Source organism: Roseateles sp. GW823-FHT07B05 (genome assembly GCF_058794515.1).
In genome coordinates, this window is the sequence record NZ_JBXAGX010000009.1 from 213,786 (window position 1) to 225,289 (window position 11,504).

The 11,504-nt window shown below is 70.3% G+C and carries 10 protein-coding genes and 1 riboswitch; of the genes, 6 read left to right on the forward strand and 4 right to left on the reverse strand.

Annotated elements, in window-relative coordinates; all coding sequences use genetic code 11:
- Positions 1 to 17: 17 nt before the first annotated feature.
- Both AC1Q7O_RS19660 and puhE read right to left on the reverse strand, forming a co-directional pair.
- Positions 18 to 2,633 (reverse strand): glycoside hydrolase family 3 C-terminal domain-containing protein, encoded by a 2,616-nt coding sequence (locus AC1Q7O_RS19660; protein WP_492657774.1) that lies wholly within the window; start codon positions 2,631 to 2,633, stop codon positions 18 to 20.
- Between the two features lie 151 nt (positions 2,634 to 2,784).
- Positions 2,785 to 3,378 carry a putative photosynthetic complex assembly protein PuhE gene (puhE, locus tag AC1Q7O_RS19665; protein WP_492657403.1) on the reverse strand — a complete coding sequence of 198 codons (594 nt, stop codon included), beginning with the start codon at positions 3,376 to 3,378 and terminating at the stop codon, positions 2,785 to 2,787.
- 21 nt (positions 3,379 to 3,399) lie between these two features.
- Here puhE and AC1Q7O_RS19670 point away from each other — a divergent pair, with 21 nt between their 5' ends.
- Positions 3,400 to 4,554 carry a PAS domain-containing protein gene (locus AC1Q7O_RS19670; protein ID WP_492657402.1) on the forward strand — a complete coding sequence of 385 codons (1,155 nt, stop codon included), beginning with the start codon at positions 3,400 to 3,402 and terminating at the stop codon, positions 4,552 to 4,554.
- Here AC1Q7O_RS19670 and AC1Q7O_RS19675 read toward each other — a convergent pair.
- Positions 4,551 to 5,183, reverse strand: a complete 633-nt coding sequence (locus AC1Q7O_RS19675) for a biliverdin-producing heme oxygenase (RefSeq protein ID WP_492657401.1) — start codon at positions 5,181 to 5,183, stop codon at positions 4,551 to 4,553. The two genes, AC1Q7O_RS19670 and AC1Q7O_RS19675, sit on opposite strands and share 4 nt — an antisense overlap.
- A 42-nt stretch (positions 5,184 to 5,225) precedes the next feature.
- Positions 5,226 to 6,209, reverse strand: coding sequence for an extracellular catalytic domain type 1 short-chain-length polyhydroxyalkanoate depolymerase (locus AC1Q7O_RS19680; RefSeq protein WP_492657400.1), 984 nt, complete (start codon positions 6,207 to 6,209; stop codon positions 5,226 to 5,228).
- 280 nt (positions 6,210 to 6,489) lie between these two features.
- On the opposite strand from AC1Q7O_RS19680, the gene AC1Q7O_RS19685 reads away from it, so the two are divergent.
- The 5 genes from AC1Q7O_RS19685 (at position 6,490) to AC1Q7O_RS19705 (ending at position 11,465) form a co-directional block, all read left to right on the forward strand.
- Complete coding sequence (locus tag AC1Q7O_RS19685) at positions 6,490 to 7,509, forward strand: tetratricopeptide repeat protein (RefSeq protein WP_492657399.1); 1,020 nt, start codon at positions 6,490 to 6,492, stop codon at positions 7,507 to 7,509.
- 35 nt (positions 7,510 to 7,544) lie between these two features.
- A complete protein-coding gene (locus AC1Q7O_RS19690) occupies positions 7,545 to 7,949 on the forward strand; it encodes a hypothetical protein (protein ID WP_492657398.1) in 405 nt (134 codons plus the stop codon).
- Between the two features lie 28 nt (positions 7,950 to 7,977).
- A complete protein-coding gene (locus AC1Q7O_RS19695) occupies positions 7,978 to 9,066 on the forward strand; it encodes a sensor histidine kinase (RefSeq protein ID WP_492657397.1) in 1,089 nt (362 codons plus the stop codon).
- Positions 9,063 to 9,833 carry a LytR/AlgR family response regulator transcription factor gene (locus AC1Q7O_RS19700; protein ID WP_492657396.1) on the forward strand — a complete coding sequence of 257 codons (771 nt, stop codon included), beginning with the start codon at positions 9,063 to 9,065 and terminating at the stop codon, positions 9,831 to 9,833. Before AC1Q7O_RS19695 ends, AC1Q7O_RS19700 begins: the two co-directional genes overlap by 4 nt.
- Positions 9,834 to 10,204: 371 nt before the next feature.
- A riboswitch (cyclic di-GMP riboswitch) is annotated at positions 10,205 to 10,302 on the forward strand.
- Positions 10,303 to 11,267: 965 nt separating this feature from the next.
- Positions 11,268 to 11,465 carry a hypothetical protein gene (locus AC1Q7O_RS19705; RefSeq protein WP_492657395.1) on the forward strand — a complete coding sequence of 66 codons (198 nt, stop codon included), beginning with the start codon at positions 11,268 to 11,270 and terminating at the stop codon, positions 11,463 to 11,465.
- Positions 11,466 to 11,504 lie beyond the last annotated feature (39 nt).

An 11,504-nucleotide genomic window follows, 5' to 3' on the forward strand; every position in this document is an offset into this window, starting at 1 on the left:
CAGAGGTGGGGCCGCGCTCAGCGCGGCAACAGTTGCTGGCGGGGCAGCGTGAACGTGGCGGCCTGGACTGGCGCGCCGGTGTCGGGCTGGCCGCCACCCACGCTGAGGCGGTAGCTGCCGGGCATGACCTGGCGAGCGCCGTCGCGGTCCACGAAGCTGAGGTCGCGTGCCGACAGCCGGTAGCTCAGCTCGCGCCGCTCGCCGGCCTTCAGGTGCAGGCGCTGGAAGCCGCGCAGCGCCAGCCGCGGGCTGCCGTCGAAGGCGGGCGGGGTCAGGTACAGCTGTGCCACCTCGTCGCCGTCGCGGCTGCTGGTGTTGGTGATGGCGGTGTGCACCTGCAGCGCGATGTCCCGGCCGTCGTCGAGCACCTCGACGCGCGCCGGCTCGTAGCGGAAACTCGAGTAGCTCAGGCCGTGGCCGAAGGGGTAGACCACCGGCTTGTCGAAGAAGCGGTAGGTGCGGCCGGCCATGCGGTAGTCGTCGAAGGGCGGCAGGTCGTCCGCGCTGCGGTAGAACGTGACCGGCAGCCGGCCCGCCGGGTTGGCGGCGCCCGACAGCACCTGCGCGATGGCCTGGCCGCCGCCTTCGCCCGGGTACCAGGCCTGCAGCACGGCCGCCGCGTGGGAGTGCGCCCAGGACAGGTCCACCGCGCTGCCGCTGAGGTTCACGATCACCAGCGGCTTGCCCAGCTTCGCGGCCGCCTGCAGGTAGGCGCGCTGGTCAGCCGGCAACTGCAGGTGGGTGCGGTCCCCGCCCGAGAAGCCGTCGATCTTGACGGGCATCTCCTCGCCCTCCAGGTCCGACGTCAGACCCACGGCGGCGACGATGACGTCGGCCTCGCGCGCGGCGGAGGCCAGCTCCGCCAGCGGCTGGCGCGACACGCGCTTCCACACCATGCCGGGCGGCATCGAGACGCCCGACTCGGTCTCGAAGCGCAGCGCGACGCGCTGGCCCTGCTTGAGATCGACCTGGGTCAGGGCGACGGGCTCGGCCCACTGCGTGGGATGGCGTGCCAGCACGACATCGCGCGGGCCGATGCGCAGCTGCCCGCGCATGCCCGCCAGGCCGAGGCGGTAGCTGCCGGTCTCGGGCGCGATGAACTGGCCGGTCCAGACCGTGCGCGTCACGTCGCCGGCCTGCGGAAAGTCGCGCGGGCGCGATTCCAGCGCCGGCACGTCGTGGCTGGCGAAGGGGCGCGCCTCGAAGCGGCGCTGGCCGGGCGCCCGGGGCGAGCCGGCGGCGAGATTGAAGTAGCTGGCGCGCAGGCCCGGCTGGCCATCGGGGCCGATGAAGGCGCTGGCCGGCACGGGGTCGCCGTCGGTGATGGACGGGCTGAAGGGCAGCAGCGCCACCTTCGCGGCCGGGAACTGCTGGCGCAGCGCCTCGTGGACGCTCAGCGTCGGCCCGGTCTGCGCCGACGAGTAGTTGCCCCGCATCACGCGCCGCGCGTCGGCCAGCGGCCCGACGACAGCGATGCGTGTGGCGGCCGGCAACGGCAGCGTGCCGTCGTTCTTCAGCAGCACCAGGCTCTGCACGGCGGCCTTCAGCGCCAGCGCGCGGTGCTCGGCCGCGTTTATGACGCTGGCCGGTGGCGCCTGGCGCTCGGCCAGGCCCGGCAGGTCACCGGTGCGCAGCCGTGCCGAGAACAAGCGCACCAGTGCCTGGTCGATGTCGGCCGCGCGCAGATAGCCGCGCTGCAGCGCCTGCCGGTAGCGTTCGCCCAGGCCTGGCGTGTGCGACAGCGTGGCGCCGTTGCACTCGTTGTCCACGCCGGCCTTCAGCGCGGCGGCGGCGCCGGCCACGGCATCGGGCGCGACCTTGTGGTGGGCGTGGATGTCGACGACGGCGTCGCAGTCCGAGACGACGTAGCCCTTGAACTGCCAATCCTCGCGCAGCGTCTTCACCAGCAGGCTGTGGCTGGCGCAGGCGGGCTCGCCGTTGACGCGGTTGTAGGCGCACATGAGGGAGCCCGCCTGGGCGTCCACCATGGCCGCGCGGAATGCGGGCAGGTAGGTGTCCTCCAGGTCCTGCAGCGACACCCACACGTCCGCCGAATGGCGCGTGGACTCCGGGCCGCTGTGCACGGCGAAATGCTTGGGGCTGGCGATGACGCGCGGCCGACCGGGCTCCGGGCCCTGCATGCCGCGCACGAAGGCCTTGCCCAGCTCGCCGGTCAGGAAGGGGTCTTCGCCATAGGTCTCCTGGCCGCGGCCCCAGCGCGGGTCACGAAAGATGTTGATGTTGGGCGACCAGGTGTTCAGCGCGCCGCCGATGCGGTTTGGGTTGTCCTTGCCACGGCCCAGCGCATGCACGGCCTGCACCTCGGCCGAGATGCCGGCCGCCACGTCCTGCATCAGCGCCGCGTCGAACGTGGCGGCCAGGCCGATGGGCTGCGGGAAATTGGTCGTCGGCCCCGGGCCGAACGCGCCGTGCAGCGACTCCGTCCACCAGTTGTAGGCCGGGATGCCCAGCCGCGGGATGGCCGGCGCACCGTTGAGCAGCTGTTCCACCTTCTCGTCCGGCGTGAGCCGGGCGACGATGTCCCGGGCTTGCGCGTCGGCATCGGCCGCAGGGGCCGCCGCCGCCAGGCCCGCCAGCGCCACACCGCAGGCCAGGTCCATGAGGGCATGCATCTTCAAAGCGCGTCTCCTTGGTTGTGGCGCGCATTGTGTGGTAGCGCAATCAATTTGGGTGGTTGCAATGCTCCCGAGGCGCCCCGTGGCGCAAATTTCATCGATGAGGTGTTGCGGAGGTGGGCGGGCCCAGGGGGGCGCCAGACCCTGCCTAGGGGTGCGACGAGCGCGAGCGCAGTCCCCAGTTCCAGAGCTTCTCGCTGGGCAGCGGCAGCACCATGAACCAGTGCTCCAGCAGTGCCAGGCTCAGCAGCGTGGCGACGAAACTGCAGGCGGTGGCCTGGAAGGCGTCGCTGCCCAGCGTGACGGCGCTGTGCCAGGCGGCGGCCGAAAGGGCCGTCACGAGGATGACGCTGACGGGGAACAGCGCGTTGCTGGCACGCTGGCGGAAGTAGCTGTGCATGTAGCGCAGGTGCTCGGGCAGGAACTGCTCGTTCAGGTTGCGCACGCCCAGGAACACGTTCAGCTTGGCCGACAGCCGCATCAGCCACAGCACGCCGAAGGTCCAGGCGCCGAGCTGGTTGGGCTGCCGCCAGGTCAGCGCCAGGATGGCGCTGCCGAGCACGATCAGCGCCAGCTCGTGATACAGGATGGCCATCACCGCATGCCCTGCACGGCGCCAGCCGCGTGCGTCAGGCGGGCAGGCGCGGCGGCGCGGGCCGGTCACGTAGCCCAGCAGGAAACCCACCTCCTGCCAGGCCCAGACCATCAGCGCCGCGGTGACTCGCGTGTCAGACGCCGACACGGCCACGCCCAGGTCGCGCTGATGGTGCGCCGGCTGGAGCAGCGGCTGGTGGAGGCCACGTGCACCGAGGGCGACTGGCGCTACGCGCTGTTCCGCAACCCGCGCACGCTGCTGCAGCCGCTGGAGGCCACCGGCGCCGCGCTGTTCTGCGAGGGCGAGGTGCTGACCACCGGCGAGGCGCCGACCACGCCCGAGCTGCGCGCGCTGCTGGCCTGGGTGCAACAGCAGCCGCCGCGCGGCGACGAGCCCTTCGCCTGCGCGTCGGTGGGTCAGGCCAACCCGGCGCTGGCCAGCCTCACGCCCATGGCCAGCGGCGTGCTGGCGGTGCGGCTGTCCACCAACAGCCCGGACTGGCTGATCTGGTTCCGCAAGGAGCAGCTGCAAAGCATCACCTGGGCGGGCGACCCGGCCAAGCCCATGGTGGCCAACAACCCGCTGGAGCTGTCGCCGCGGCGCTCGTTCGCGGCGTGGTCGGAGATCGTGCGCGGCACCGCGGTGCCGTGGAGCACCACCGAGGTGGCGCTGGCGCGCGGCATCGGCGTGGCGCTGGTGGACATCATCGTGCAGGTGCAGGCGGTGCGGCTGCTGATCGCCGAGCACCAGTTGGTGCAGATCCGCGGCGCCGTCGCGGGCTCGCGCGAGCCGGTGCTGGTGGCCAACGCGCAGGGCGGGGCGGTGTTCGCCAACGAGGCCTTGCTCGCCCTGCGCGGCGCGCCGGTCGACAAGGGCAGCCCCATCGAGGCCCTGTTCGCCGCCGCCGCGCCCGTGCAGCAGGCGCTGGCGCAGATGCGCGACGCCCGGCACGGCTGGCGGCATGAGCTGGAGCTGCTGACCCAGGACGGTGGCGTGGTGCCGATGGCCGTTCACGCGGAACCGGTGAGCGGGCGCGACGGTGCGCTGCTGGGATTCGTGCTGACGCTGATCGACCTGCGCGAAGCCCGCCGTGCCGACACCGCGCGGCTGAACCTCGAAAGCACGCTGCGCATCGCGGCGCAAGGCGGCTCGGTGGAGGCAGACGAGGTCATCTCGGCCATCCTCACCAACGCCAGCCTGGCTGCGATGGACATTGCCGATGCGCGGGGCGGTCCGCCCGTGGCGCCGCTGCTGCAGGAGCTGGAAACCTCGACCGGCCGCGCCGCGGGGCTGTACGTGCAGATCCGGAGTTTTACGGCTTAGGCCTGCAGTTCATCGAAGAGCTGCTGGTGCCGGCGGAAGGCTTCGCAGGCCTCGGCCACCAGCGCGTCGGCTTGCGGCTCGGTCAGCTGCAGCGCATCCAGCCCGGCGCGGAAATCCTGCCTCAGCGCCTCGACCCGGGCCGGCTCGCCAAACGCATAGAAGGCCGTCGCGTCCACGCCGTCCAGCCAGGCCTGTTGGCGGATCAGGCGGGCGAGCATCTGCCCGCCGTGCAGGTCGCCCAGATAGCGCAGATAGGCGTGGGCCAGCAGCAGCGTGGGCTCGGTCTGCGCCAGTTCGCGCAACCGTGCGGCGTAGGCGGCCGCCGCGGGCGCCAGCGGGGCCTGGTTGCGCCAGGCGCCGGGATGCAGCGCGTCGAGATCCTGTTCAAGCGCCGGCAACCGGCGCAGCTCCGCTCGCCAGAGCCGCCCATCCGGCGGCTGGCTGTCCAACCCCGCTTCCAGCGCCGCATAGATCGCGTGAAGGTTGCGCAGCAGCGCGCAGTAGCCGCCCCTGCCGAGGCGGCCGTGCAGCAGGTCCGCCATGGCGCCGCTGCGCTCAGCCAAAGCGTGAAGCTGCCGTGTCTCCGCCTTCAACCAGGCGGCCAAGCCGTTCTGCGTTGCCGTGTTCATCGGCGCATGATGCAGCAGCCGCCGGGGCGTGAGCCGCAGCGCTCACCTCGACTGCCGCTCGAAGAAGGCCCAGATCAGGGCCGGCCCGTTGGGCTCCATGGGGGAGGGGCCCAGCAGGCGGGGGCGGTGCGCCCAGGGCTGGGGCAGCCCGTGCCCGGCGCCGTGCAGGGTCACCAGCTCGACCTCGGTGCGGCCGTCGGCCGCTTGCCAGCGTGCGTGCTCGACGCGGGGGCTGTGCGCCGTCGGCGTCAGGCTGACCTGAGGCGGGGCGGCGATGGCGTTGCGGTCGGCAAAGTACTGCGCCGACGCCGTGGAGGAGATGACTTGCCCACCCTTGTAGAACAGCCCCAGCAGGTTGATCTCGCCGCCGGCATAGGGCACCAGCGGGTCTGCCGTGCCGTTCAGGATCATGACCGACGGCGTCTGCGTGGCTGGTCGGCACTGGAAGTTCTGCGGCGCCGGCACGTTGGCCGCAGAGGCAGCGACCGCGCGGTAGCGCTTCGGGTGCTCCAGCGCCAGGCGCAGGGCCATCGAGCCGCCGTTGGACACCCCGGCCGCGAACACGCGCTGCGGGTCGACGCCGATCTCGGCGACCAGCTTGTCCACCAGCGCAGCCAGGAAGCCGGCGTCGTCGGCGCGCACGCCGTCGACGGCCGTGTCGCCAATCGAGCTGCAATCGTTCCAGTCGAAACCGAATGACTTCGGGTAGACGACGGCGAAGCCATGCTCGTCGGCCAGGCGCTCGAAGCCGTAGCCGGTGCCCTCGCGAATGGCCTGCGGGCCCTCGCCCGAGCCGTGCATCACCAGCACCAGCGGCGCCCCCTTGGGCAAGCCCCTGGGCACATAGGTCCGATAGCTGCGCTGCAGGCCCGCCACTTCCATGGAGGCCTTGCTGAGCGCGCCGGAGAGCTGCGGCAACTCAGGCTCGGGGGTGTAGAGGAAATAGGCCAGCAGGCCGGCCACCAGCACCACCAGGGCCAGCAGGCTCAACAGGCTGATCAGCAGAAAGCGGCGAATTCTTGTCATGGCGGTGCGGTGAAGGCGGTGAGGGCTGCCACTGTGCCCCGTGGCCACCGGCCACGGGATTTCACCCGATCAGGCACGCGGCCGTGTTGACGAGTCACGCCAGGCGCGGACCAACGACGCCCGGCCGCCCTCGGCGTCACTCGTCCCGGCCCGCCGTGCTTCGGAACCGGCAGGGCGTGGCCGGTCGGAGAGGCCCTGTGCGCCGCCGGGCGGCCCAAAACAATGGCGGCGTCGCTGACAAGTTCAAGCCGCAACAACCCGCCCAGAAAGCCATCCGCACATGAAAACTCCGCTCATCCGCCGCAGCCGTTGGATCGCCGCCGTCCTGGCCGCAGGCGCCTCGCTGGGCAGCGCCCAGGCCGCCGTCTTCAGGGACGCCCAACTGGAGGCACTGCACGAGGCCGCCAGGTTCGTCGACCTCGAACAGCTGGCCCAGGCCCGGCTGAAGGCCAACCCCGCCGATGTCGAGGCCCGCGCCGCGCTGGCCCTGGGCCTGAGCCTGGCGGACCCCGCCGACGCCAGGCGCCTGGAGGCCGGTGCCCAGCAGGCCAGGCTCTGCACCGAACAGTACCCGAACGCGGCCGTCTGCCACCTGGCGGCCGCTCAGAACCTCGGCCTGCAAATGCTCAACATGGGCATGACCCAGGCCCTGCGCAACGTGGGCAGCCTGAAGGACCTCTGGATTCGCACGCTGGAGCTGGAGCCCACGAGCTTCACCGCCCGCGTGCAACTGGCCAAGCTCTATGTGACCGTGCCCGGCATGATGGGCGGCAGCACGTCAAAGGCCAAGGCGCTGGAGGCCGCCGTGCGCAGCAGCCAGCCCGAGACGGCGCGCATCATCCGGGTGCACATCGCTGCTGAGGCCCGGCAGTGGGCCGAGATGGAAGCCGAGTTGCTTGCTCTCAAGCCCACGCAGGACGCCGCGATGCTCGAAGAAGTGCGCGAGGCCACCATGCAGCTCGCTCTCGTCTACCTGAAGGACGGCAAGGACCTGGCCAAGGCCAAGAGCCTGTACGAGTCGCTGCAGCGCGCGCAGCCCGGCCAGGCCGCCGGCCACTACGGCGCGGCACGCGTGCAGGCCGCGCTGGGCCAGCCGGATGAAGCCATTCGCCTGTTCGAGCGCGCCAGGGGTCTGGCGGGTGCCAACGACTTCCCCATCGACCAGCGCCTGGGCGACGCCCTGCTGGCCAGGGGCGACAAGTCGCAGGCCAGGGCGGTCTACGAGCGCTTCATCGCCAACAAGCGCGCCAAGCCGGCCAACGTCGACGAAGTGCGCAAGAGCCTGGCCAGGCTCGGCTGAACCGCATCCCGCAACCCATGACCGAGACAACGCCCATGAATGACGTTCCCCTGTGGCGCCTGCATCTGCTACGCGCCTTCTACCTGCTGGTCACCGTGGGGCTGGCCGTCAACTTCGGCCCCGCCATGTTTCAACACAGCGACCAGTGGGCCCAGCGCAAGGGCGAGACGGCGGCGCTGCTGAGTGGCCTGGCCATCCTCAGCATCTGGGGCCTGCGCTACCCGCTGCAGATGTTGCCGCTGTTGATCTTCGAGCTGATCTGGAAGACGGTCTGGCTCGCGGCGATTGCGTATCCGCTCTGGCTGAACGACGCGATCACGCCCGCCGTGCAGGGCACTGCCGAAGCCTGCCTGATGGGGCTGGTGCTCACGCCCCTGGTGCTGCCCTGGCGCCATATCCGGCATCACTACTTCCGCAAGCCCGCCGAGCGCTTTCGCTAGTGCCGCTGACCTCCGCCTATCCTTCGCCATGAGCTCCAGCCCCTACGCCCAACTTAACGCACCGGCCACGCCCACCGGCTGGAGCGCCGTGCTCGGCTGGCGGCGCGTGCGCACCGTCGCCATCGTCTGCGCGCTGTTCGTCCTGCTGTTCAGCTTTGGCTGGGACGCCCCGATGTGGCGTCTGGTGGCGCGGGTGTACGGCGTGGGCTTCGCGCTGCTGCTGGCCTTCGGGTTGTTCGAGCAATGGCCGCGCCGCCTGCCGCCCTGGATGGCGCGCTGGGCCCTGCAGGTGGTGGCCGTGGGCGTGACGGTGCCGCTGGCCTTCTTCGTGGCCTTCTTGTTGGCCACCGCCGCCGACGCGCCGCCGTTCTGGAAGACCCCGCGCCTGGAAAGCTTCATGACCTTCACCTTCCTGGGCATGCTGGTGGCGCCGTGGACGGCGCTGGCCGCCTTGCTGCGCCACCGCGAGGCCAAGGTGGAGAAGCAGGCGATCGCCTTCGAGCTGGAGCGCAGCGAGATGGCCCGCCAGGCGCTCGACGCCCGCATGCGCCTGCTTACCGCACAGGCGCAGCCGCACTTCCTCTTCAACACGCTGGCCAACGTGCAGGCCCTGGTGGAAGCCGGCTCGCCGCGGGCCCCGCAGCTGCTGCAGAGCCTGACCGCCTACCTGCGCGCCGCCGTGCCGCGGCTGGATGGGTCGGCCAACACCCTGGGGCAGGAGCTGGAGCTGGTGCGCGCCTACCTCGAGCTGATGCAGATGCGCATGCCCGACCGGCTGGCCTTCGCGTTGCACGCCGACCCCGCGCTCAACCGGGTTCGTTGCCCGCCGATGACGCTGCTGACGCTGGTGGAGAACGCCGTGCAGCATGGCATCGACCCCAGCGAGGAGGGCGGCCGCATCGACGTGCATGCCGAGGCCCTGGGCGGCGGGCGCTGCCGGCTGCGCGTGGCAGACACCGGCGTGGGCCTGCAGGCCAGCGGCGGCGGCCTGGGCACCGGGCTGGCCGCGCTGCGCGAGCGGCTGCTGTGGGCTTATGGTGGCGGCGCCACCCTGAGCCTGTCCGAGGTCACGCCGCACGGCGTGCAGGCGACGATCGAGTTCTGCGAGACCCCATGACCCCCACCGCCCTCATTGCCGACGACGAGCCGCTGCTGCGGGAGATCCTGGAAGCCCGCCTGGCCGCCGCCTGGCCGGAACTGCAGATCGTCGCCCAGGCCCGCAACGGCCGCCAGGCCGTGGAGCTGTTCGAGCAGCACCAGCCCAGCATCTGCTTCCTGGACGTGCACATGCCGGGCCTGAGCGGCGTGGAGGTGGCGCGGCACGTGGGCAAGCGCGCGCACCTGGTCTTCGTCACCGCGTTCGACCAGTACGCGCTCGAAGCCTTCGAGCACGGCGCGCTGGACTACCTCGTCAAGCCCGTCACCGCCGCCCGCCTGGCCGAGACGGTGGAGCGCCTGAAGGCCCGGGTGCAGCAGGCCCAGCCGGCCGTGCACAGCGAGCAGCTGCTGGCGCAGCTGGCCGCGCGCCTCAAGCTGGACCAGCCGAAGGCCCTGGCGTGGATCCGGGCCACCGTGGGCGCATCCCTGCGCATGATCCCGGTGGACGACATCGACTTCCTCAAGAGCGACACCAAGTACACCCTGGTGGCCTACCGCGACGAGGGGCAGCCCGCCGAGGCGCTGATCCGCACGCCGCTCAAGGAGCTGCTGGCCCAGCTGGATGCGGCCCACTTCGCCCAGGTGCACCGCTCGGTGGTGATCAACCTGCGCTCGATCCGGTGCGTCACGCGCGGCGAGAACGAGACCGCCGACATCGAGCTCAAGGGCCGCGCCGAGCGCCTGCCGGTGAGCCGCAGCTACCTGCACCTGTTCAAGGAAATGTAGGCGCCGACCGTGCCGCGCCACTCCCTTGCGACGCCGCCGGCAAGCCCCCGTGGCTCCCGCTTCCCTGGCCGCTCGCTTTGCGCGGGCAGGGCATCGCTTTGTCTTCTTCGTCCCTCGGGTTCCATGATGTCCGCCATGGCTGTTCTCCTTGGGGCGATACAGACGAAGAAAAGCTCCGATCCGCAGTCGCGGAATGGGGTGTGGGCCGGTTGGTTGTGGATAGATGAATAGGGCTCGCTTGTTGCTTCCAAGCTGTTCACGGGTGTGCCAGCCGCAGTCGTCGCGGATTAGTTCACGCTGATCGAGGCGGCAGTGCGGAAGTCGTGTGTGCGACTAACTAGAGTTCCCAGCGAAGTTGCCCGCTACGGGCATGTTCAAGAAGGCACACCCGCGCGAAAGCCGGGGTCGCAAAGCTTCCGGTCTTGGCTCTGTCGCTCAACCCGACAGGGATGACAGCGGGGTTGCACAGGGCTCGCCCCATTGGGGGCATAGCGAGCCGCGCGATCCGGCTGTCGGGAGACGGCAGGTCAGCGCCCCTCGAAGACGGCATCGCATGGGCCAAGGCAACGAAGGGGAGCGGATGAACGAGAACACATCGCCGAAACCGGCGCCATCGCTTGCGTCCAGTGGCTCGACTGGTTCTGCGAGAGCGCAGGACTACCGTCGCTTTTGTACGCAATGCCGAGCACACGTGTCGGCAGGTGATCGCTTTTGCAGCCGCTGCGGGCACGCGGGGGACGCGACTGGGGATAGCGTCCGCGCGAGCGCTGCTAACCAGGGGGCGCGATCACCGGGCCGACCTGTGTTCACACCCGCGCTGAAGACGCCTGAAGGGATGGCAGTGGCCGCAGCCATTGATGCGCGTCGCACACGTTTGACGCGCATCGCGCAGATCTCGGTCTCCGTGGCGATCAGCGTAGGCATAGCGGCCTACTTGTCGACTGCACATGCTGCCTCCTTGTGGCCTCACGCGTTCGGCATATGGGCTTGTGGCACTGCATTCGCGACCACGCTCGCATGGGTCGCCCTTGACATGCGTGCTTGGAGTGAGCGCGACTACTACTCCGTGCCCGGTTCCCGCGATGAGCAAGGTGAGCATCGTTGCATCGTCTGCGGCCACAGGGGGATCTACCGGCACGGAAAGTACAAGTCAGACGCTGAGTACGCCGACTGCGCCAAGTGCAAGACGACGTTATGGGTCGGTACCAAGTGATTCTGGCGTTCGGTGTGGGCCCGGTGGGATCTGGCCCGGCGGTGCAGCGTTGGTCAGCAACCACGGCACACAGTCGTCATCCACACCGTCAAGCCTGCTTCGCGGCAGCACTGATCAAGTTGATTCGTCAGGGCGAGCTGTTGACGCTATTCGCATGAAGTCGAGCTTGAGCCCGGCCTATGGGCGCAGAGTGTGCATCGTCATTCAGAAGAGGAGAGGAAATGAAGACAGTCACTGGAAGCCATGCCACCGTGGGTGCAACGTTTCTGCAAACCCTGGTTCTGCCCCTGCTGACCAGCGCACTGCTGCTGGCCAGCTCCGCTGCACAGGCCGGTTGGGACGAAGGGGTGGCGGCACATAGGGCCAAGAACTATGCACTGGTGAATCGCCCCGGCTTCCGCGGAGGCCCGTTGGTTTAAGTCAGACGGTCGCGGCCTGACCAGCGCGTTGTCGATGGT